General features: G+C 48.8%; 18 protein-coding genes. 5 read left to right on the top strand and 13 right to left on the bottom strand.

Annotated features, from left to right (window positions below):
• Positions 1–79: 79 nt before the first annotated feature.
• The 12 genes from RHD99_RS03990 to RHD99_RS03935 form a co-directional block, all read right to left on the bottom strand.
• Positions 80–766, bottom strand: coding sequence for a porin (locus RHD99_RS03990; protein WP_183270507.1), 687 nt, complete (start codon positions 764–766; stop codon positions 80–82).
• A 540-nt stretch (positions 767–1,306) separates the two neighbouring features.
• Entirely contained in the window at positions 1,307–2,488 is a 1,182-nt protein-coding gene (locus RHD99_RS03985; protein WP_183270508.1) for an acetyl-CoA C-acetyltransferase, read from the bottom strand.
• A 121-nt stretch (positions 2,489–2,609) separates the two neighbouring features.
• Positions 2,610–3,626: a sensor domain-containing diguanylate cyclase gene (locus tag RHD99_RS03980; RefSeq protein WP_309877539.1), complete on the bottom strand. Its 1,017-nt coding sequence runs from the start codon at positions 3,624–3,626 to the stop codon at positions 2,610–2,612.
• A gap of 169 nt (positions 3,627–3,795) precedes the next feature.
• Positions 3,796–4,152 (bottom strand): hypothetical protein, encoded by a 357-nt coding sequence (locus RHD99_RS03975; RefSeq protein ID WP_309877538.1) that lies wholly within the window; start codon positions 4,150–4,152, stop codon positions 3,796–3,798.
• Positions 4,136–4,660, bottom strand: a complete 525-nt coding sequence (locus tag RHD99_RS03970) for a chemotaxis protein CheW (protein ID WP_309877537.1) — start codon at positions 4,658–4,660, stop codon at positions 4,136–4,138. Before RHD99_RS03970 ends, RHD99_RS03975 begins: the two co-directional genes overlap by 17 nt.
• Positions 4,657–6,345, bottom strand: a complete 1,689-nt coding sequence (locus tag RHD99_RS03965; RefSeq protein WP_309877535.1) for a diguanylate cyclase — start codon at positions 6,343–6,345, stop codon at positions 4,657–4,659. Before RHD99_RS03965 ends, RHD99_RS03970 begins: the two co-directional genes overlap by 4 nt.
• A gap of 11 nt (positions 6,346–6,356) precedes the next feature.
• Positions 6,357–6,764, bottom strand: coding sequence for a response regulator (locus RHD99_RS03960; protein WP_309877534.1), 408 nt, complete (start codon positions 6,762–6,764; stop codon positions 6,357–6,359).
• A gap of 222 nt (positions 6,765–6,986) precedes the next feature.
• Positions 6,987–9,125 carry a hybrid sensor histidine kinase/response regulator gene (locus RHD99_RS03955; RefSeq protein WP_309877533.1) on the bottom strand — a complete coding sequence of 713 codons (2,139 nt, stop codon included), beginning with the start codon at positions 9,123–9,125 and terminating at the stop codon, positions 6,987–6,989.
• A gap of 8 nt (positions 9,126–9,133) precedes the next feature.
• Complete coding sequence (locus tag RHD99_RS03950; RefSeq protein WP_309877531.1) at positions 9,134–10,534, bottom strand: CheR family methyltransferase; 1,401 nt, start codon at positions 10,532–10,534, stop codon at positions 9,134–9,136.
• The gene (locus RHD99_RS03945; protein ID WP_309877530.1) at positions 10,531–11,598 is read right to left on the bottom strand and encodes a chemotaxis protein CheB; all 1,068 of its coding nucleotides are present in this window, start codon (positions 11,596–11,598) and stop codon (positions 10,531–10,533) included. Before RHD99_RS03945 ends, RHD99_RS03950 begins: the two co-directional genes overlap by 4 nt.
• Positions 11,585–13,684 carry a methyl-accepting chemotaxis protein gene (locus tag RHD99_RS03940; RefSeq protein ID WP_309877529.1) on the bottom strand — a complete coding sequence of 700 codons (2,100 nt, stop codon included), beginning with the start codon at positions 13,682–13,684 and terminating at the stop codon, positions 11,585–11,587. The genes RHD99_RS03945 and RHD99_RS03940 overlap by 14 nt, the downstream gene beginning before the upstream one ends.
• 45 nt (positions 13,685–13,729) lie before the next feature.
• Positions 13,730–15,922, bottom strand: a complete 2,193-nt coding sequence (locus RHD99_RS03935; protein WP_309877528.1) for a sensor domain-containing phosphodiesterase — start codon at positions 15,920–15,922, stop codon at positions 13,730–13,732.
• A 758-nt stretch (positions 15,923–16,680) separates the two neighbouring features.
• Here RHD99_RS03935 and RHD99_RS03930 point away from each other — a divergent pair.
• The 5 genes from RHD99_RS03930 (at position 16,681) to lapD (ending at position 23,305) form a co-directional block, all read left to right on the top strand.
• Complete coding sequence (locus RHD99_RS03930; protein ID WP_309877526.1) at positions 16,681–18,876, top strand: putative bifunctional diguanylate cyclase/phosphodiesterase; 2,196 nt, start codon at positions 16,681–16,683, stop codon at positions 18,874–18,876.
• Positions 18,866–19,798: an amino acid ABC transporter substrate-binding protein gene (locus tag RHD99_RS03925; RefSeq protein ID WP_309877525.1), complete on the top strand. Its 933-nt coding sequence runs from the start codon at positions 18,866–18,868 to the stop codon at positions 19,796–19,798. The genes RHD99_RS03930 and RHD99_RS03925 overlap by 11 nt, the downstream gene beginning before the upstream one ends.
• Positions 19,779–20,639, top strand: coding sequence for a transporter substrate-binding domain-containing protein (locus RHD99_RS03920; protein ID WP_309877524.1), 861 nt, complete (start codon positions 19,779–19,781; stop codon positions 20,637–20,639). Before RHD99_RS03925 ends, RHD99_RS03920 begins: the two co-directional genes overlap by 20 nt.
• A gap of 86 nt (positions 20,640–20,725) precedes the next feature.
• Positions 20,726–21,358, top strand: coding sequence for a cysteine protease LapG (gene lapG, locus RHD99_RS03915; RefSeq protein WP_309877523.1), 633 nt, complete (start codon positions 20,726–20,728; stop codon positions 21,356–21,358).
• 9 nt (positions 21,359–21,367) lie between these two features.
• On the top strand, positions 21,368–23,305 hold the full coding sequence (lapD, locus tag RHD99_RS03910; protein WP_309877522.1) for a cyclic di-GMP receptor LapD: 1,938 nt from the start codon (positions 21,368–21,370) through the stop codon (positions 23,303–23,305).
• A 278-nt stretch (positions 23,306–23,583) separates the two neighbouring features.
• Here lapD and RHD99_RS03905 read toward each other — a convergent pair whose 3' ends face one another.
• On the bottom strand, positions 23,584–23,934 hold the full coding sequence (locus RHD99_RS03905; RefSeq protein ID WP_309877521.1) for a tryptophan synthase subunit beta: 351 nt from the start codon (positions 23,932–23,934) through the stop codon (positions 23,584–23,586).
• Positions 23,935–23,940 lie beyond the last annotated feature (6 nt).

Raw genomic sequence — 23,940 nt, 5'->3', positions numbered from 1 at the left:
TCATATATAAAAAGCCCCTGCTAACAACGCAGAGGCCAGAAAAGATATTAATTAGATACAAAACGGGAGATTAAAAGTATTAGAAAGAGTACGCCACACCTACACGATAACGCGTCTGGCGTTCATCAGTAGATTTACTCCCCGCAACGTTACCTAATTCTGCATACGGCGCCCAGTTCTTATCGATTTTATAAGCCACCTTCACGTTATATTCATCTGAGTCTTTGTCGTTATTAGAACGAATTTGATGCTCACTCTTCGCATAAACATAGTTCAACTCGGTACGCCAGTCACCGAGAGCAAAACCAGCCCAGAGATCGCCACGATTCACTTTATCGTCTTCATTTTTAGTATTGTCATTCGGATAACGGGTGTATTCAAAACGATAACGTGCCGCAACATAAAAACCATTATCGAAGCTATATTGCGCATGTAAGTAAGGCTTCCAAGTGGTTTTGCTGTCGTTACTGTCAATATTTAAACCCGGTGTCAGAGCAATATTCTCTGTCGCTTTCCAACGCCAGTTAATGGATTCTTCATGGCCGCTGCCAACAATGTCACTAAATGGCTGGTCTTTATCCGTACCGCCAGATTTCCATTTAGCTTCTACACCGAATCCAAGGCCGTTAGCGAAACGGTGAGATACCGCTACACGGTCGCCATTCGAGCCAGCATCAACATATTCGTGACGTAAATCAACAGTGACGGCTTGCGCAGCAATACTCACACCACAGAGAACAACCACGCCCAGAGCTTTCTTCAACATAATCGCATTCCCTTTATTGAAATATTGTTTCATTTTTATGAAACTGAATTTTATTTATAATTAAACAATATTTTAGTGATCGAGATCGTAAATACTTATGTCAAAATACACACCTGGTAATCTTCGTGACGACTATCAACAAAACAAAGATCAAAACCTATTGTTTAGCGATCAACATCACAACCAATTGTTCAAAAACATAAATAAAACATTATTTCAATAATGTTTTATTTAATTTACATAAGAACAATCCTGATTTGTCTTTAGTCAGAAAATGAGTGTGAAGCTATTAGGATTGAAATAATACCGCGTGGAATACTGTCTGTTTTCTTATAAAAAAAGAAAGATAACCACAAAACATGAGAGGGTAAATTAATGAGTCAGGAAGGATATTAAGTGGAAATAATGTGATCTAATTAAATAAAACCACAGCAGAATGTGACGTATTTAAAATAAAAAGCACCTTTACGATAAAGGTGCTTTTTGTTTAGGTAAGAAAATTTAATGTAAACAAGCTACTTCAGGATGCAGGTTACTTGGTTAGTCGCGCTCTATGGCCAAAGCCACACCCTGCCCACCACCAATACACAATGTTGCCAGCCCCTTTTTGGCATCGCGTTTGATCATCTCATGAACCAGCGAAACCAGAATACGGCAGCCTGACGCGCCAATAGGATGCCCAAGCGCCAACGCCCCACCGTTAACATTGACCTTACGCTCATCCCATTCCAGCATTTTGCCAACAGAAAGCGCTTGTGCCGCAAACGCTTCATTTGCTTCGATAAGATCCAACTCATCGAGCGTCCAGCCAGCACGATCAAGGCAGCGCCGTGTTGCCGTCACGGGTGCAATCCCCATGTATGCAGGGTCGACACCGACGCTGGCAAATGCCCGGATGCGCGCCAAAACCGGCAAATTCAACTCTTCCGCTTTACTGGCGCTCATCATTAACACGGCGGCTGCGCCATCATTAATCGAAGAGGCATTTCCGGCAGTCACGCTGCCCAGGCTATCAAACGTTGGGCGCAACTGCGCCAGGGCTTCCGCGCTGGCATCGGTTTGCGGCTGTTCGTCGGTATCGACAATGACCGATTGACCGGCATTAAGCTCGACCGTCACCGGCACAATTTCATCTTTAAAACGCCCGGCATCAATTGCCGCCCGCGCTTTGTGCTGCGACGCCAACGCATAGGCATCCTGACTTTCGCGGCTAATTCCGTACTCACGGGCGAGGTTTTCTGCGGTGACGCCCATATGGTAATCATTGAATGCATCCCACAGCCCGTCATGCACCAGACTGTCGATAAGCTGGCTATTTCCCAAACCTGCGCCATTGCGGCTGTCGGCCAGCACGTGCGGTGCCCGGCTCATATTCTCCTGGCCTCCGGCAATCACGACATCCGCTTCACCGCATTGAATAGCCTGGGTCGCCAGGTGCAACGCTTTTAGACCGGAACCACACACATCATTGATGGTGATAGCCGAAACTGACCACGGTAAACCGCTATTTAACGCGGTCTGTCGTGCGGGATTTTGGCCCGCTCCAGCGGTCAGCACCTGGCCGAGAATCACTTCGTCGACTTCTTGCTCGCTAACGCCACTGCGTTCGAGCAGCGCTTTCACTACCGCACTGCCCAATTCCGAGGCACTGCGTGGGGCTAGCGCCCCCTGAAAGCAGCCTATGGGCGTACGCGCGGCTCCCACGATGACGACATCTTTCATTGTATTCTCGCAAAACCCGTCATACTTCAAGCGGCCTCTTTGTTGGCTGCGCTCACGCGCCCAGGGGCTTGTTCTCTTGCCGCCGCGATGCCACTCGAATTATTTTGGGTTGATAATGAGGTTAATAATCATGACCCCGGCGATGTGCCTTTTCGAGATACATCGCCGTATCGGCTTCACGCAAAGCCGTATCGTGGTCTGTCTCAGCCGGATTGACCGCGACGACGCCGATACTCGGGCCTGCATAATTAATCACAATGGAATGTAGCTGAAACTCGCCGGTCAGCAAGTTCGCGAGGCGAATGTTGAAGGCCTGCGCAGCTTGTTGTGCTTCGTCAGTATCTGACGGCCCAAATCCCGCCACGATAAACTCATCGCCACCGACGCGTCCAATGACCTCGTCAGGGCGAGTGCCCTTTTGCAAACGCTGGCCTATTTCACACAAGAAGTCATCGCCAGCCTCATGACCATGGATATCATTAATTTCTTTAAAATCATCGAGATCGGCAAAGGCCAGTAGCACATAACGCGCTTCCTTTCTGGCCCTGGAAAAGAGTTTTGGTAATTGCTCAAACACCGCCCGGCGATTGGGTAATCCCGTCAGCTCATCAGTATAACTGGCGGCTGTCAGCGCGATATTTGCCTGCTGTAACTGCTGCAACAGCCGCTCATTCTGAATCTGCTGAGCAATCAGCTGCGCAAAGAGGTGCAGCACTTGTTCACTGCGCTCGTTCAACACTCGGGTTTCTGAGCTGGCCGCGCAAAGCGTGCCATAAAGGGAGCCATCAGCAAGCGTCACTGGCGTACTGACATACGTCGTGATCCCCAACGCTTTCGCAGCCTGGGAATCGCCCCAAATATTGGCAACATCACTGGTATAGCGTCTTCCTTCATCCAGCGCACGTTTGCAAAGCGTATCGCCCCAGGGCACCGAAAGCCCTTCAGGGATCTGCATTTGTCGGGTGTTACGGGAAAACAGGATATGTTGGAAGCTGCCATCCGGTTCAATGCGAGTCAGGTAAGTTGACTCCATATTGGTGACCAGTTCGAGCATTTCAAGCAGCTGTCGGACAAGACCTTCGAGGGTATACTCAGATTCTAACGCCGTGGAAATGCGCTCGATAAGATTGTCGGACATAAAGCAGAATTACCTTTTTAAAATTATGCATAGACGAAAGCGGTGTTCAGGCTCGTTTCTAACATATTTTAAATACAACTTCCCCTACCGGATATGACATTTGAGATATGGCACGTGACGCTCGTCGGAGGGATAAGCAAGAGCGGCATCCCCCTTCGAACGCAATCGTCTACCAGCTTAACAACGGGCTAAAACTCTTATCTTTCACTAATGCACGTAACGCCGGTAACGTGCTGCAAAGCTGTACCAGTTCAGGCAGAGGGAAAATATCACCCGCCTGTAGCGTCACATTTTCCAGCTCACCCCAGAAATGCCATCCCTCGTCCACCATGCTGGCAGGCACCCATAAATGAAGATGCAACCCCTGCTCGGGTTCATCAGGCAACCCTAGCCATTGGCTAAAACGTGGGATATCAGGGGTTTCATCATCCACCAGCGCACAACGCTGTACCTGGGCGGCAGGAATATAGAAGTACTGCGCCCCAAGCGTGATGCGCACTGCGGCAAGTTTAAGAGAGTGGGCCATAACCACTGGTTTCCAGATAACGCTCAAAAATTAAATTCAAATCCAGCAGGGCGTAATACTCAGACCCTATCGGAACAATCCCTACCACAACTTCCTGCATCGCGGCCGATAAAGGGTCACCGGCAGGATGAATCAGGCTTTCAGCGACATCCAGCACATCCACTAACTTATCGACCAGGATCCCGCTTTGCATTTTCTGCCCGCGCCCCATCAGGATCGAGCGCTTGCCCACGCTATCCGACGCAGGCGCTTCAACCAGTTGATTAATGTTAATCACTGACTCAACGCGCCCCCGATGATTGATCACCCCTTCAAGCGTTGGCGGGCAACCAGGCACCCAGGACACCGGACGGTCAGCGAGGATCTCTTTGATTTGTGCGCCATAAAACGCAAAATTTTTATCCGCGACTTTGAATAACACCAGGCTGCATTGCGGCTCGTCAACATTGGCAATTTCGCGGTTTTCGTCCTGATAGTGACTGAGGATTTGCTCTAATGGCTCGCTCATGCGACATCCTTATCGTCAGCCAGGCAATAACGATTGCGGCCTTGCTGTTTGGCACAATACAACGCCTGATCGGCACGCTCGCGAATGGTTTCGATTTCGTCGCCCGGCAGCCAGGACGCAATTCCGGCGCTGAACGTGTTGCTAAAGCGGGTCTGGTTCACCGAGAAGTGGATTTTTTCAAACCCCAGACGTAGCCGTTCCACAACCGCCGCCGCCTGCTCTTTCGTCGTCTTCGGCATAATTATCGCAAACTCTTCCCCGCCGTAACGCCCGACAATATCGGTGCTGCGCAGGCGATGCGAAAATAGCTGTGAAATCCCGAGGATCACCTGGTCGCCAGCCACATGGCCGTAAGTATCATTGATGCTTTTGAAGTGATCCAAATCGACCATCACCAGGCTGAAAGGCACGCCGCTATAGTTGGATTCGGTAATCGCACTTTCCAGATAATGGGTGGTGGTCGAGTGGTTATACAGCCCGGTCAAACTGTCCTGCGACATACGCGCACGCAGGGTACGCATTCTTTCTGCGCGAATAGAGACCGCGTTAATCAGCTCCTGCGGATCAGCCTGCTTGATGATGAAATCTTCCGCCCCGGTGCTCATTGCGCCAAACTGGGTCTTTTTATTGGTTTCGCTGGACAGATAGGCGATGGGTAAACCGATGTGTTGCGGGATCTGGCGGATCAGTTTTGTCAGCTCTTCGCCGCTGAATTCCGGCATATGGAAATCCATCAGCACAATGTCGATCGGATGCGTATTGAGCACATTCAGCAGAAGAGGCACTCGCGTCAGAACGTGGACCTCCATGCCCGCCATCCGCAACATTTCTGCGTTGTACTGCGCGACTTCCGGTTCATCATCAATCAACAAAACCTGATACGGCTTTTTCAGCGCAGGCTGCGTTAAACGATGCAGCTCTTGCACCAAATCGGTGGTGGCCGCGGGCTTCACGTAGTAACCATCGCACCCGGCTTTGATCGCATTGATACGGGCATGGAAATGGCTGTGGCAGGAAAGATAGAGCACCGGGAAAGGCGTCCCGACTTTATTTTTCAGATCGGACATCGCCAGCGGGCCGCCGTAAGCGTGTTCGGGGAAACTGACGTCCATAATCACCACCGACGGAGGCTGCGAGATGACCGCCCTGGTAAAATCAGCCGTGTTGGTGAAGACATAACAAATAAAGCCAAAACAGCGTAACTGCGTCGCCAGCAGTTCAGCCTGTTCGCTTTCATCATCACACAGGTAGACGGGCTTGATGGTACGGTTAATCGCGACTTCTTCCTCGCCTGAGGCGGCAATCGGGAATTTAACCAGCGCATCGCCTCCACGACGTGCGCTTTCTGCCTGCTCTTGCGTCAATGCATACAACTGTTTAATGAGCTGCTCAAGCTTCTGGAATAACACCTGCTCAAGGGCATGATTCACTAACAAATGTTCACCTTCAGCCGCCAGGCTGGAGATTTTGCTAAAACCAAACGAAGCGCTGGTTCCATGAATGCTGTGCAAGAGCAGATGCAGTTGCTTGCTGTCGGTTTCATTGGGTTGGGCAATTAATTTGCCCAACAACACTTCCGACTGATTCAGCATCGTGGGAATGCGTTCCAAAAAGCGCTGGCGTAAGCGGGCAATTTTATCCTGAGCAGTATTCATCGTTGTTTGCGTCAATTCTTGTTTCATCATGAGTGAGTCAGCTATTCAGCCGCATTGGCAGGCAACAGTGTTTGATTCGCTAATATTTCATTCACTAATATTTCATTAACTAATATGTCATTAACTACAGCCACCAATCTCTCAGCCATATTTTCGTCTTTCTGCACCCAGCAATCGGGAATAACGGTAATGTCTGTCAACTCGCTGGCGCTGAGTAAAATAAACGGTTTAGACCAGCCGTTAGCCCGCAACATTTCTAATAGATCCAGCCCGGTAATGTCCGGCATATGGAAATCACTGATAACCAAATCGATATCGTTGTCAGAATCTATATTGGCTAATGCGGTCATCGCGCTTTCAGCAATAATCACTTCATAGCCACTCATTTCCAGAAATACTGAAGCCAGTTCTGCCGCGAACAAATCATCATCAACTAGTAATACACGCATCTCTTTTCTCACTTATTCCCGTCGCCCTTCAAGACGCAGGGTTGTTGGCTGCTCTCGTTTACCCGAATCACTTACTTCAGTAAGCTCATCGGGATTGATGAGCCTCATCCATGAGGCTCCCCCTACGGGCCAGCGCAAGCGCTGTTCAAATCTGTTCCAGACAGATTTGTCACTCGATTGCCGCCTACCTGTGTCTTGAAGTCGCTTGGGTATTTTAAGCCGTTAGCACAAAAGCATTTTTAATGTTTCTATGAGGCTATCCTGCTCAAAATCACCCTTGGCGATATAAGCATCCGCACCGACCTGGATCCCGCGACGGCGATCTTCTTCTTTGGCTCGTGATGTCACGATAATAATAGGAATATGTTGGTAATTTTCTTCGGCTCGCAGCGCTTTGGTGAGCGAGAAACCGTCCATCACCGGCATTTCGACATCCGTCAGCACCGCGTCAAACTGCGTCAGACGCGCTTTTTGTAGGCCCGAGTAACCATCTTCGGCAAGCGTCACCTGGTAGCCATGGGCTTCGAGCACGTTCTTCTCTATTTCACGGGTGTTCATTGAATCGTCGACGATCAGCACATGCCACGCGTTCGGCCTGACTTCTGGTTTCGCCGCGCTGATCCGCGATTGCCCGCGCTTTTGCGCCATCTCCATCAGCACCGGAACTTGCAGAATACTCACCAGTTGGTTATCCGGCGAAAGCACCATGCCGGAGACTAACGCTTGCTGCTGCATATGTTTCGGCAGCGGCTTAATCATCATGTTGCGTTCGTCGAGCAGGCTATCCACCCGCATTGCCATCTTGCCAAACTGGTTCTGAATCACGATAAGCAACAAGCTGCTCGCAACGGCCGTCGTCTGGCTGCCAGGCCGGTCAGGGATCCGCAGCAACTCGGCGGCGGAAATCACCGGGATAAATTCGTTATGCAGAATAATGGCCGGGCAGCCCGCAATATCGCGAATGTCATCGCGGGAATATTTCACCACTTCAACGACATACTGCGCGGCGAGGCCAAACAGATGGTTCTGTTGTTCGAATTGCAAAATGCGCATCATCGCCAGCGAAATGGGCAAGCGGATAATAAAGGTGGTACCCAATCCTGCGCGGCTGTGAACCTGCAAAGTCCCTTGCAGATCAGAAACAATGGTCTTGCGCACGATATCCAACCCGACACCGCGACCGGATAATTCGGTCACAATCTTGCTGGTTGAAAAACCAGGATGGAAAATAAGCTCGTTGCACTCCTGCTCGGACAGCTGATCGGCGACCGCAGCGTCCACCAATCCCCGCGCCACCGCTTTGGCACGAATGCCCGGATAATCCAGACCACGGCCATCATCTTCCACGCGCAGCAATATTCCGCGCCCATCTTGTTGGGTGGACAGCGTTATCGTCCCGCGCGCCGATTTCCCCAAGGCAAGACGTTCTGCGACGTCGCCAATGCCATGATCGACTGCGTTACGCAGCAGATGCGTCAGGGGTTCTGACAGACGATCGATTAATTGCCTGTCGATTTCGATTTCCCCTCCCAAAATACGGCAATCCACCTGCTTATTGAGCGAGGCAGCCAGATCGCGAACCTGCATCGAAACCGGCTCAAACAGCATGGATACCGGCAGCATGCGGATTGTGGTCGCCACGTCATACAGCTCAAACATCTGTAAATGTTGAACCTGAAAATCGTCTTTTAATTTGCGACCCAACTGCACTATCTGCTGACGGAGCTGCCCGGCATCCATTTTTGCCAGACGCGGCCCCAGGTTTGCCAGACTTTGAACCTGCTGCTCCAGGCGATCATGCGTGGCAACGACTTCACCCAAAATGTTAATCAGGTCATCGAGTTTTTCGAGTTTGACCCGCACCGAACTCGCCTGTTTTAAGCCGATATCCACGCTGTCGAGGTTCAGCGCGCTCACGGGGATTTCCACCTGTGGCGGCGTGCCTTCCCCGGCGCGGCTCTCCATGTCGCCACGGCTGGCGCGAGCCAGTCGCTCGCACAACGCTTCATCCGCTGGCGGCAGTTGGTTGTGACCGTCAGTCGCCAACAACTGTGCCAACTGATCCGAAATATAATCACAAGCCTGGAGAATCAACGTGCCAAGGTTTTGGTCAGGTGAGAGCTTTTTATCGCGCAGCTCGCTTAATATCTCTTCAAGCTGATGGGTGACGTCGGCGATGCTTTGCAGCTTCAGCATGCGCGCGCCCCCTTTCAGGGTGTGTGCTGCACGAAACATCTCGCCGATTTGTGTGTCCGTACTTTCACCGGACGAGAGCAAAAACGCCCCCTCTTTCACGGTCTGCAAATGGCCATTTGCTTCATCAATAAAGCGCAGCACAAATTTTTTAAGATCAATAGCCATACGTTTCTCTACAGCCCATCCTGATGGGTGAACTGCGCCAACTGATGTTCACAAAGAAAACGAAACGAATTACTCGGAAATGAGAGGGGCAGCCGCAGTGCGCTGGCGTTGCTGGTGCTGTTCATTTCTGCGTTGAGTAATTGCAGCGTGATGCGGTAGGTACGCAGTGCCGGGCGATATAGCTCGCTTTGGCGATACATTTCCGCCAGATAGTAATGCGCAGGCCAGTATCCAGGCTGTTGATAAACAACCTGTTTAAACCAGGCAATCGCCTGCTGCGTGTGGTGCTGCCACATCATCGCCAACCCAAGGAGCATTTTCGCTTCCGCAGACCATTCATCCAGCTCCAGCACGTGTTGGGCGCTTTGCGCGGTTTGCTCGAACTCGCATTTTTCCAGCGCAATCACCCCTTTGATAACCAGCGCTTCCTGATGATGGATATCGCAATCCAGCACTTTGGTTATCCACTCTTCAGCTTGCGCAAAGCGTTTTTCAGACACGCAGTCGAGCGCCTTGTTAATCCAGCTTCCGCACTGTTGCGTGGAGAGAATCGGAGCGGCGACACAAGATTCCGCGCTGGGTTGTAGGCTGGCCGTGGCAACCGGAGCGCGTGACGTTTTCGGTTGGCAGAAGTAAAAAAGGCCATGTTCCTGCTTGAGTTTCAGGATGCCAAAGTTATTCGCCAGCGTTTCCGCATTGCCGAAGAACAACGCGCCATCGGGTTCCAGCATATTCAACAAATTGAAGTGCAGCAGACGCCGCGTGTCGTCATCAAAGTAAATGGAGACATTGCGCAGCAAAATGATGTCGAACTTCGATTGCAGGTGCTCTTTAACAATGTTTGAGCGATGGAACGTCACTTTATTGCGGATCACGTCATGCAACTGAAACTGGTTGCCATTGCGCGTGAACCAGGTTTGCTGCAACAGCGGATCAACACCGCGAAACGAATAGCTGGAATAGTTCGCGGTGCGCGCTTTATCGAGAATTTTTGTGTCGATATCGCAACCGTGAATCTCTACGCGCGCAGCAAACTGCTCGTGGTATCTCTGGTGGAGTTTGATGGCCAGAGAGTAAGCTTCTTCACCGGATGAACAGCCCGCGCTTAAAATGCGCACCGGGCCGTCGCGCCGTTCAAGCATCTTAGGCACCAGCTTGTCACAGACAAAATCCAGCACTTCCGGCTCACGGAAAAAGTAGGTTTCGTTGATCGTCAGCAGGCTGAGGAGCTTGTCGAACTCGGTGGTCGAAACGCAGAGCACTTCATAGTATTTTTCGCAGCTCTCTTTCCCGCGCTCGCCCATACGCTGCAACAAAGCCGTATTGAGCAGCCCTTCCATGCCGTTAAAAAAATGCAGACCGACTCTGTCTTTGATCAGATTTTTGAAGTCCGCAATATTGGGGATCATGGCAATTTGCCCTCGAATTTCCCGTAATGAGCCATCGCCAGCAATGCGCCCGCCAGCTTGTCCAGCGGCAGAGTTTTGTGGATGACGTTTTTATCGATGGCAAATTTATTCATGCCGAACACCACAGACGTGGCTTCATCCTGAGCGAACGTTCTGCCACCTTTTTGAAAGATGGCATCGATGCCACGGCACCCGTCGCTGCCCATGCCGGTCATGATGAGTCCAACCGATTTTTCGCCATACACTTCCGCCACCGACTCCAGCAGCAAGTTACAGCTCGGGTGATAGACATCGCTTTCCTGGCGAGGAATGGCAGCTAACCGATGGTGTTTTTTCACGACCAGATGGTGCTCCGGCGGCAGGACATACACGCGCCCTGCCGTCAAAATGTCATTCTCCTGGGCAAGGCGCACGTCAAGTTCGGTGATACGGTCCAGCCACTGCACCATGCTCTTCGCAAAGCCGTCTGCAATATGCTGGGCGATAAGAATCGGACAAGGGAAAACCGCAGGCAGCGCCTGCAGTAGTTTGCTCAGTGCCTGCGGCCCGCCCGTTGAACAGGCGATCGCCAGAACGTAGGGCCACTCACGATCGAGGGCTACGGCATTTTCGGAAACAGGCAAAATCCTTGATGACGCGGTTAACGTGTTCCGCAATCCCTGGATATGGCGAATCACTTTAACACCGACCAAAATTTCAACCTGCCGATGTAAGTCCCTGACAGCATTTGCCGATGCTCCCTGATTAGGAACCACCGCGAGTGCGCCATGCGCAATAAACTCCATATCCCACTGTGAATCGGGGAAATAGCGCATCACCAGAATGGGGATAGCACAGGTCGCCATAATCGTTTCAATGGTGTCAACGTGACGACGATCGGGTTCACCGAGAGCCAAAATCAGCAGATCCGGAGCCATCTTTTGGATCAAGCTCACCGCCAATTCGCGATGTAGCGCCAGCCCGACAACTTCAATATTTTTATTGTTCTCAAGTTGCAGGATCAATTCATCCAGCGACGAGTTGCCATGATTGACAATCAGCACACGAATTTTAGGCCTGTTCATCAGGATTATCCGTCAACTTGAATGACTGAGAAGCCTGGTTCAGCTCCTGGGAAAGCTGAGTCATATCCTGGCTGATAGACAGAATGTCATTAATGGATTGCGAGGTATAATTACTGGCAACCACGATTTCGCGAAGCGCCATAACAACTTGATTGCTTGCGGTTTTCTGCTGCTGGGTCGACAGAGAGATTTGCATCGCAGCCGTAGAGGTTTGCCCTGCATGAGCCACAATATCGTGTAAACGATCGGCACTAATTTTACAGGCTGTCGTACCTGCTTTGATGCTGTTACTGCCTTTTTCCGCATTGAGAACCAGTCGATTAATAGCGTTCTGAATTTCGCTGATTTTATTCTCAATCTCATAAGTCGATTCAGTCACCGAATCAGCCAGACGGCGAATTTCTGCTGCAACCACGGAGAAGCGCTTACCTGATTCACCGGCGCTGGAAGCCTCAAGTGCCGCATTGAACGCGATGAGTTTAGTTTGATCCGCAACGCTATTGATAATGACCATTACACGGCTGATTTCTTTAGACTTATTACCGAGCTTCATGATCTCATGCATGCTTTGCTGGTTATCGCTGTCGATATCCGCCATGCGATTGAGTAACTCGGCCATCGACTCAGAACCGTTGTTACAGTCATCAAGCGTGACATTGGCGATATCTACTACCGCACGAGAATGTTCTGCAATCTGCGTTGAAGAGGCGGAAAGCTCTTCCATGGTCGACGTAATTTCAGCCACCGAGGATGATGTTTGCACGCTGGTAGAGGCCTGACCGTCGACCGCTTCGGTAATTTTTAAAGCCGCCTTATGCACATGTTTCGCGTGGGAAACCACATCTCCAACCAGCGAATGCAATGAATATCGCATCTTTTCATTGGCGAGAAGCAGGTCACCAATTTCATCATTATGGTCAACGTGAATATCCGCCGTGAGATCGCCCTGAGCAATAGATTGCGAAATTTTAAGCACGTTATTTAGACGGTCTGAAATCAGGAAACGACTAGCGATCGCAATTAACAGCAGAATAATTGGCATCAATATCACACTGAAAACCAACAGCGCATTACGAACAAGAATGCTACTTCTGGCGACATCATCGACATAACACGTGGTACCAATTATCCAGTTGATGCCGTCAATGTGCTCAAATACCGTGAGTTTTTTACGCGGTGCCGCGCCATAGGTATTTACCGTATCGTAATAAATGGTTCCCGCTTTACGCGCCAGCATATCGCCAAAATATTTAAAGCCATGGGCATCGGTAATATTTTGCACCTGCTGATTAGCCAATGTCGGGTGCGCAATCATCATCCCTGGCATGAACCCAGCATCTAATACAAATGCAAAGCCATCATCGCCAATATGAACAGCCAGCAGTTGTTTAATCACGGGTTGCAAAGCGAGTTTGACATCAAAACCGATCGCTACCGCACCCACGACCTGACCATATTTATCTGCAATAGGTTCGTAGTGGCTTATAAATTGTTTGCCATACAACACGACGACACCCGAATAAGGTTTATTTTTTATCAGTTCGGCCATCGCGGGATTGTCATGGCTCAAGACTGTTGATGTCGCCATTCTGCCTTCACTGCCCTGCAAGGACGTGTTGACGCGAACAAACTCCTCGCCCTGGCGTACAAATGTTGAGGTGAAAATGGTGGTTAATTCGCTAAATTTAGTATTGGTATGCCCATCACTTAATAACGCTTTTAATTCTTCTGCATCCATAGTGCGTAGCGGTTTGGAACTGACGTTCTGATAATTGTTAATATAAATGTTGCTATAACGTTCAGCGTCGCCCATCAACCTTTTATATTCGGTGTTGATATCGTTGTGGAAGATGCGCGTATTGGCCGCAATGGATTCCAACGCATTGTTTTGCAACTGCGTGGATAAATAAGAAGAAAGTATAAAAGATGCGCCGATCAACAGTATTGAAATAAAAAATACCAGCACCAGCCCCAGCTTCATGGCGACACCAACATGAAACGTACGCAACCATGCTTTCAGACCACGATCCGCATTATTTGAATATTCAACTTCGCCATGGCGATTGAATTTAAAAAAGTTACTCATGGGTTTCCAGTTTTATGTTGATGTAAGAAGTTTCTGCTATTGCTTTCATGTTAGTGAGAGCAAGGGTACAGGCTTACCAATGTGATAACCCTGAAGCCAATCCACGTTCATTCTTTCCAGGCAACGTTGAATATTTTCATTTTCAACATACTCAGCCACCACCTGCATATTTTTCATTTTTGCCACATGGCAAAAAGACTCAACAATGTAGTGGCTGACTTCACTCTCGGTAATTTCACGAATAAACGAACCGTCTATTTTCAAAATATCTGCACTGACATCGCGTAATCGGGCATGGCTGGAGAAGCCGGTGCCAAAGTCGTCAATCGCCACCCGACAGCCGAGGCTTTTGAGCGCGCGCACCGTGTTCTGCGACTGTTCGGTATCGGATAGCGCGTCAGCTTCGGTTATCTCAAAGATGATCCGATGCGGATCGACGCCAAACTGGGTTAGCAGTAACTGAACGTCGTGAACAAAACTGGCACGACACACCGTGACCGGGGCCAGGTTAATGGAGAAGCAGCGATCCGGGTGCTGCTGCATGGTTTTTAACGTGTTTCTGATCACCCAAAAATCGATGTCCGGTGCCAGTCCTGCTTCGGTCGCCACAGGCAAAAACCTGTCCGGCGGAATAAAGCGCCCTTCTTCATCCAGCATACGCAGCAGGATCTCGTGATAGCGCTCTTCCCCACGCGTGCTGACAATGGGTTGCGCCATTAACACGAATGCATCGTTATCCAGTGTCTTCTGAAGCACCGTGCGAATGTCCGTTCGCCCCACGATATAGCTTTCCAGAATGCGGCTGGACTGCGCTTCGAGGTTTTCAGGTTTGCCATTAACCAGCGACAGTCCCGACACAATTCCCAGCTTACCGGTCAGGCTGTAAACGTCATTACAGAACTGCGTTGCCCGGCAATAACCGAGCCCACTGCGAAAACCAAGCTGCTGATTGTTATGTGAATAACGAAAAGTATTGGCTGATTTATACAGCAGGCTGAGTCTTCCCCAACTCGGTTCGTTGAGTTTAAGCAGCAGACCATAACCCGCGTGGTAATAAATTTTTTCTTCGCCCTTCAGTTGGTTACGCAGAAATTCGGCAAGCTTTTTTTGGTATCTCGCCCGAAAGTGCAAACCGTAACGGCGTGAGAACAGCTCCATTTCTGGCACCTGAATCAGGCAAACCGTGGAGTGTGGCGACGCTTTGATATCCGCCTTCAACGCGCGAAGGTTCGGCATGTTGGTCATCGGGTCAGTTAACCCCATATCCAACAGCTGCTCAAAACGTAACTTATTGAATCTGGACAATACGCCCATGATGACGATGGTCAGCGTAAAGACAAAAATAGCCGTAGAAACCAGTACCTGGTGCAGCATGTAATCATCGTTCAGGGTGATATAGTTTTCGTTATTCTTGCCCAACACGATAAGCATCACCGTCCAGAACGGGACGGTGAAGATATAGCCGATACGAACCGCGCTCCAGAGCATCAACGGGAAGATAAGAATCAGGCTGTAGAAAGTAAAAAAGACGTTATTTTTTAATGGCATGTTGAGACAAACCATTAAAATAAGCAGCGATGCGGCCCAGGCAAGAAAACGGGTGTAACCTACGTTTTCAGAAAACTGCGCCGCGATAGACTTCAGGCACACCGCTGCATATTTCGGGCTGCAGATAACCCTTAACACGGTATAAAACAAGGGAATGCCCGTGACACAACCGTTCATCACGCCCTGGATTCTGACCAGCGTCTGCGCGTTAAAAACATGTTCAAACACCATCCCTGGATAAAGATGCGTCCGGGTAACCAGGAAAATCACTTCCCTGAAAGCGGTATAGAGCAACGCATTACACAAACACAGCCAGATGATTCTTTGGGTGGTCAGCTTTATGCAACCAAAGCTTGATGGGCTACGCCAACCGGTGCTTTTGGCATAGATTGCGTGGCTAATCAGCGCTGCGGCCAGATAGACGAGCAGTTCCCGGGTGTGAGTGAGTGGGCGGAATAACACAGAGCAAACAATGAGTAGAATCAGGCCGGGGATGGCCCGATAGCCGAACAGCACCAACACCGCGGAGAGGGCGGCTAATTCCAGGTCATAGACCACCAGAACTCGCCCATCGGCAATAATATGGCTGCTGAGCAGCTGCGCTAGTGCGTAAAGCAGGCAAGGGAGAATTAACGGTAAACCCCACCGTTTATTGGTATGCGCTGTACTATCGCTCGCTATAGAGTCCAAGAATTTAACCCGTTTTGTATGCTTCAGTGTGCTATTTATGTGATGTGGAGAGTGTATTTCTTGTTGGATAAAATCTTGCAGATGACATAATTAAATAAAACAAATACCGTAATAAATTAACATCCACGATAAAAACAAAGTGGACACTCATACTTTTACATTAGCCTGAGCACAAACAAATCATTAACAATCATCATTGGTTATTTTTAATATTTTATGGTGACCTGATAACGAGTAAAAACCACAGTCATTGTTTAATCATTTTTAATTGTATGCAGTTTCCGCTCAAAAAAGAACAGCCACTTATAGGTAAAAATGGACATTTTCACCGCGTGATTTTTATAATAAACCCATGCCAAATTAAAATACAATACACTGAAAAACAAAGAAATAATCAAGACAACCAATAACCAACCATTCTTTTATTTTGATTATTGAAGGACAAAGACACATCGTGCTTATCATGTTTATTTAATGGCAACACTAAAGAGAATCAATCAACACTACAATTAGCGTTTAATATACATACTTTATGATTGACTTGCCCCCCTCCGTTATCTATAGTCCCGCCGCGTGTTTTTACCTTTATTTATTCAATCAGCAATTATGTAACATAACGGTTCATTATTGTTGACGCGACGTCTGACTCTCTTCATAAAAAACTCACATAAAAGCAACAGCCAGACAATAAATAGTAATGAGTTAATTCCATAAGCTTCATTCATAAGTTTTTCTCAATTCCAGGAAAATGACAATCTGTGGCTAAAAGTTTTTTGTCGCTGAAAAGCGTAAAAGGTTGGCACCATTCTATTGCAGGGAAAATTACCCAATTTTTGCTGGTGGGTATCCTTATTGCGTTTGGTGCAGGCGCCTGTGCCGGTTGGGGGCTGATTGACAGCTTCTCTTACCAGCAATGGGTCCACCAGGCTGAAGCGAATGCTCAAATAATGACGTACATCGTGCGTAACGTTTATACCAATGTCGCAGTAGGAACCAGTTCAACCGGGCAAATTACGCGGATTGTTTCTGAACACAAATTGGGTGATGCAGATTCCGTCATTCAAACAGGTTATAACCCTGTCGATGTGCTGGCGCTGGCTTCGGTACAAACCCGTAACCCGACCTGGCTTTTCCTTTATACGCCTGAAGTCGGCTTCCAGGGCATTAGCAACAGCTCCGAATCCCAGGAAGCGAAGATCACCTTCAAAGGACACCGAGCCACCGATGTCCTGGCGAATGACTACATCGGTTTTGCTTCCATTGATGGCAAAGAGTGCTTTATCAGCGCCGTCCCAATTCTCACGCCTTCCGGCGAAATCCTGGGCAGTTTGGTCAGCAGCATTGGCAATAAAAGCCAGCTGTATGCGGCTTATGACGCAATGCTGAAGAAAACCCTGGTTATCCTGGCGCTGATTTTACTGGGGACGTTGGCACTGGTGACCTTGTTTATGCGTCGACTTTTCCGCCCCGTCCCGCTGCTGATTAACTCTTTGACGCGCATTGCTCATGAGCAGACCGATCACATTACCCCTTATTTAGATCAAGATGACGAGATCGGCAGATTAGCGGCAGCCATTGAAAAACTCCGTATTGCGATGGTGGAACGTGATTACCTGCAACGCATGCAGGATATGTCGCAAAAAATGGAATACATGGCGCACCATGACTCGCTGACGGGCTTCCCGAACCGCGCTTCCTTTAGTCAGGCGCTGGATAAATGTATCCGTGAAATGAGTCAGAACGGGCAGTTATTCAATCTGCTGCTGATTGACCTCGATAACTTTAAACCGGTGAATGACACCTTCGGCCACTCTGCCGGGGATGAAGTCCTTATCGGCGTTGCGCAGCGCCTGTCCCTGCTGTTAGGCCCTATGGATTTTGCCGCGCGCTTAGGCGGTGATGAATTTGCCATTTTGCAGTACGTGAAGTCAGACAATTGCCAGGAAGCCGGGGCGCTGTCGCAAAAAATTGTACGCGCATTGAGTATTCCATTTACCTACGGCACCAACTCCTTTGCCATTAGTTGTAGCGTCGGAATTGTCACCGCCCCGTCTCAGGGGATGAGTGCGACGACGCTGATGATTAACGCCGACCTCGCCTTGTATGCCTCAAAACATAGCGGACGTGGCTGCTACCACTTCTTTGAAGATGGCATGATGATGAAGCACACCAACAGCGTGTTTGTGAATCAGGAAATCATCAACGGCATTGATAACAATGAGTTCGTGCTGCACTACCAGCCGATTATCGATCTGGAAAGTGAAACGGTTTGTGGTTATGAATCGCTGATCCGCTGGAACCATCCGACCAAGGGCCTTATTTATCCTGACTACTTTATTAATATTGCCGAAGAGTCAGGCCTGATTATCCGTCTGGGTGAGTGGATTATCCGCGAATCCTGTAGAGCCGCCGCTAAGTGGCCAGAATCAATTAAAGTTGCGGTTAACATTTCGGCTTATCAATTACATAGCTCAGGTTTGATTGATATTATTGTTGATGCTCTGAAGCAAAGCGGTCTGGGAGCAAATCGTCTGGAAATTGAAGTGACTGAATCGGAAAAACTCGAACAGTCAATTGCGCTACCGGTATTCAAGAAAATACATGAAATGGGTATTTCTATTGCCATGGATGATCTTGGCACCGGATATGCGGCGCTGGATTACCTGCTTATTTATCCGTTTACGCGCATTAAAATTGCCCGCACGCTGATTATGAAACTGGAGCAAGAGAGTGCCAGCCAATATCTGGTGGTGATGCTGATTCAATTTGCCAGGAAATATGGCATGAGCGTGACAGCAGAAGGGGTAGAGACCGAGCAACAACGTTCGATTTTACGCCGTATTTCTTGCCAGAATGTCCAGGGCTACTATTACAGCCGACCGTTGCCAGAAAAAGATCTCGAGCCGACGTTTGGTAATAAAGTTATCGACGGGGAGGTTTGCGATGCGCTGTAAATCAATCTTTTATCGATTAACCTCACTGGTGATGCTGATAGGGTTTAGCACCACAGCGTGCTATGCACACGGCGGGCATAGCAAGAAAACCCTTGAGAGGATCGCCGAAACGAAGACCATTACCCTCGGTTATCAGGATGATGCCTTCCCGTTTTCCTATGTCGAGTCTCAAAAACCGGCAGGCTATACCATCGATATTTGTAATAAGATCGTGGATGACATTAAAACGAAACTGAAGATAAAAGATCTTAACGTTCGTTGGATCAAAAGCAGCACGGCCTCACAGTTTGTTTTAATTAAAAACCATGCCACGGACATGATGTGCATTCCTGCTTTTTACTCGGAATTACGTCATCAGCAAGCGGAGTTCACCCTTCCCTTCTTTTTCTCAAGCACGCGGTTTATTACACGTAAAAACAACAGCACTAACACCATTAAAGAGTTAGCAGGCCATAGCGTGTTAGTGAAAAGTGGCACCATTTATGTTGAACAATTGCATCAGCTGAATAAAACAAACGATCTCAACCTCAATATAGAGCTCGATAATAGTAATAACGCCGCCTTCCAAAGCATACAAACGGGCGAATTACCGGCCCTTATTTCCAGTTACGTGCTGCTTAAAGGAATGATCGCGCTCTCTCCAGACCCTGAAGACTTTGAAATATCGAATGAGGTTTTTAGCCAACCGATTCCTGCCGGGCTGCTTTTGCCATTGGATGATCCCGAGTTTAAACGCGTCGTCGACGATTCAATGAGTCAGATCCTCACCAGCAAAGACTTTGCCAAACTTTATCAAAAGTGGTTCATGTCACCGATACCGCCGAAAGCTATCAATCTCAATATACCGATGTCGACTGCACTAAAAGCCTTGATCGCAACAACATCAAACCATGCGAACGAAAATGAAAAAATTATTGAATAACAAGCTTAAGCATCTGTTCAGCGTGTTGACGTTGTTGCCCCTGGCCTTGCTTTCTCACCCGCTTTCAGCAGAACAGACCTCTGCGACTTTTGAGCATATTAAATCAACCCATACTCTTAATATCGGCTACCGTCAGCTCGCGCCATTCTCTTTTCGGGATAAAAGCGGCAAGGTCAGCGGCTACACAATTTCGCTATGTAATATGATTGCCGATGAATTGCGGCTGTCTCTGGGCTTAAAACAGCTCGAGGTTCATTACATTCCCGTTCTGTTTACTGAGCGAGTTGCCGCACTGAACGGCAGCAGAATAGATTTAGATTGCAGCGTGAATACTGATGCCCCGGAAAGGAAAAATAGCGTCTCTTTTTCGACAGATTACTTTGCCTCCACTATGCGAATCATTTCGTTGCGCCAAAATAATATCCATACGCTTGAAGATTTAAGAGGGCGTACCGTGAGCGTTCCTCGCGGCTCTAAAGATTTATTGGAACTTAACCGCTTAAATCGTGAAAAACATCTGAGCCTTTCAATTATTACGTCAGATACATCGGAAGATGCTTTCGAAATGATGGCGCAAAAGCGCACGGCTGCATTAATTCTGGATGGTATATTGGCCTATCCCCTCATCAATCAGAGCGAAGATCCTGAAGCGTTTACCATTTTGCATGAAGATGTGGGTGAGAAAATGAAGTACGCCATTATGATGAGAAAACAGGATCCGTTATTTGTTGCGTTTGTTGATAAAACCCTGGAGAACATTTTCGAGTCGCCGCTCCATGCTCAGTTGACCAACAAGTGGCTATCGCAGACTGTCATCATTAAAAACAAACAGAAAGATTAAACAGTTAGATGACAATGTTCTTTCCCAGGACAAGCAAGCACAGCGCCAGAAGATTATCAACGAACCTTATATTATCAGGGGGGCTGTTGTTATTATTCCTGGGGAACTCGTTACGTGCCGCCTGGGACTTTACCACCATTCAACAACGCGCCGATCAGCTATATGGCCCTGCCAGTCCTGATGCAAAAAAACGTATTGATGCCTGGCAGCAACTGCTTTTGCAACAGCGAAATAAAAGTGAATCTGAACAATTAAACGCGGTTAATCTATTTTTTAACCAACAACTGCACTACCGCGAAGATAGCGAAATCTGGAATACCATTGATTATTGGGCAACACCGCTGGAATCACTCCGCAAGGGGGAAGCGGATTGTGAAGATTATGCGCTCGCTAAATATTTCACATTACGCCATTTAGGTATTTCAGGGGAAAAACTGCGAATTACCTACGTTAAAGCTATTCAGCTTAATCGCGCGCATATGGTTTTAACCTGGTATGAAACACCTGATGCGATCCCGGTGGTCCTGGACAGTTTGACAGACAAACTCTTACCCGCAACAAAACGCTCAGATTTATTACCGGTTTACTCTTTTAATGATAGTGGGCTGTGGTTACCAGGCAGTCAAAATAATAAACGTGTCGGGGATAGTAAGCACCTTTCTCGCTGGCAAGATGTATTAAAAAAAATGCGGGAAGAAGGATTCCCGATTGATGAATAGGATGAGCCTGTGTCACTTTTCAAACAGCTTCTGATAGCGATCTTTCTTTTTATGCTGATTATTTTCAGCGGCAGTTTTATGGTTAATCTCGACAGTTCGCGGGATCAGTACACAAATCAGCTGCTATCACATGCTCAGGATGCTGCAACCGCATTAGGTCTGTCGCTGACACCCCATGTTGACGATCCGGCGATGATTGAGCTGATGGTCAGTTCGATTTTTGATAGCGGCTATTACAATTCGATCCGTATTGTTGATCAGAGTAGCGGTAAATCCCTTTTTGAGCGCAGCGCCCCGACGTCAATCCCGGATGTTCCTCATTGGTTCATAAGCCTGGTCGATGTGAAGCCACAAGCCGGTGAAGCGACGATTATGCGCGGCTGGCAGCAAGCGGCGCGCGTCGAAGTGGTCAGCAACCCGGTGTTTGCAATAAAACGTTTATGGGACAGCACGCTGGCGAATTTGCTGTGGATGTTGGCGTGCAGCGCCGTGTGTATTCTGGCGGGTGCCATGTTGTTACGCCGCCAGTTACGCCCGCTCAACTATATGGTTAAGCAGTCGCAAGCGATTACCCGACGCGAATATCTGACGCAACTCGATTTGCCGAAAACCCCTGAGTTACGCCGCGTCGTCGAAGCCATGAACCTGATGGTCACCAAGCTCAAATCGCTGTTTGAGGATCAGGCAGAACACAGCGAACGTCTGCACAATGAAGCCTATCTTGATAGCCAAACTGGTATTGCTAACCGCCGCGCATTCGATATGCAAATGCAGTCCCGTTTAAGCGATGAAGAGACCGCTCCCGGTTATTTGCTGTTGCTGCGTATTCAAGATCTCAGTGGCCTGAACCAACGTTTTGGCGGCCCGCATACCGATAATCTGCTCAAACATGTCGCTGACATGATGAGCGTGGTGAAAAGCCAGCATGCCAAGGCAGACAGTATTCTGGCGCGTATCCGTGGGGGTGAATTCGCCCTGCTTTGCCCGGGCGTCACGCACGGTGAAATGGTTAATCTGCAACACTCGCTGACACAGCAGCTTTCCGCGTTTTACGCGACGGGCATGTCAGATATCAACCCTGTCGCCCATACCGGGATGGTGCCCTTTAATTCCGGTGATACGCCGCAATCGCTGCTCGTCCAGGCGGATCGCGTGTTAGTGGAAAACGAAACACGTACCACTCATCAGACTAGCGATTTACCTGTCCCCGACAGCGCAGCGACTGAAGATCAGCATTTATGGTTCACCCGTCTTGATAATGCCTTGAGCAACGTGCAGTTCCAGTTATTCTTCCAGCCCGTGGTGGATTGCAAAAATCCGAAAAACATTATTCATTACAAAGTGTTGTCACGCATGCTGGATGAAGAGGGCAATAGCATTACCGCGGGCCGTTTCCTGCCGTGGATCCATCGATTTGGCTGGGGCCACCGTCTGGATCAGGTGATGTTAGGTCTGACATTGAAGCAGTTGAAAAGCTATTCGGGCCACCTTGCGCTGAGTTTGTCGGGCAGTTCTCTGACCAATGAAACCACCATTAAGCAATTGCTCAGTCCGTTGAAGCACCATCCCCAGCTTGCGCGTCGTTTAATTCTGGAGCTGGATGAGAACCAGATGCCGAAGCCAGAACTGATGGAAGTGTTTGTGAAAATGCTTAATCAACACCGCTGTGGTTTGGGTCTGCAACACTTTGGTAGCCGCTTCGATATGATTGGCCACTTCTCGCAGTGGGGGCTGGCGTACCTGAAAATCGATTCCAGCTACATCCGTCATATTGATATCGAGAATGATAAACGTCTGTTTATTGATGTGCTGCACAGCGCGACCCACAACATTGATTTGCCATTGATTGCCGAACGCGTGGAAACCGCTGGTGAATTGCGTGTTCTGCAAGAAGTGGGGATTTATGGGGCGATGGGGCAGTTACTGGGGGAACCGGCACCCTTCTGAGGCATCTATACCCTTCATACTTCAAGCCGCTTATGCGTTGGCTGCACCCGCTCACCCCAGTCACTTACTCAAGTAAGCTCCTGGGGATTTACGGCTTTGCCGCCTTTAAGCAACTCGAATTATTTTGGGTATAAATACCTCACTAAAAAATGAATAGCCTAAATAGTTCGAGTTGCAGGTAGGCGGCAAGAGAACGAATCCCGATGAGCTTACTAAAGTAAGTGATTCGGGTGAGTGAACGTAGCCAACACCCCTGCAACTTGAACTATGACGGCTATTTAGAAGATCCCTTGATCGTCGCTGTTTAAAAGACCCTCTAATCCGCCTAACCCCTGGCGCGCCTGCGCACGATTCATCAGCTTAACCTGCGCCATTTCTGGCAGGTCAGTAATCGTAATTACGCCTTTTTGGATTAACAGAAAAATCAGGTCATCCAATACACGCACCATTTCCAGGTCACTTTTTTGCAGCAACTCCCGATGATGCATGCTTTCGTCCACCACGCTTCCGGCATTTTTCCAGGCTGAAATTTCAGCCGTCTCAGCGAAAACTTCCCCCGTCATTCCACTAAATGGCGCGTTCTCAACCCGGATCAACTGGCCTTCATCATTTCGTTGTACGTAATACATGGTTGC

Origin of the sequence: Buttiauxella selenatireducens, assembly GCF_031432975.1 — a bacterium.
Lineage (GTDB): Bacteria > Pseudomonadota > Gammaproteobacteria > Enterobacterales > Enterobacteriaceae > Buttiauxella > Buttiauxella selenatireducens.
The sequence above is the reverse complement of the archived record's forward strand: the minus strand, read 5'-3'. Positions and strand labels throughout refer to the sequence as shown.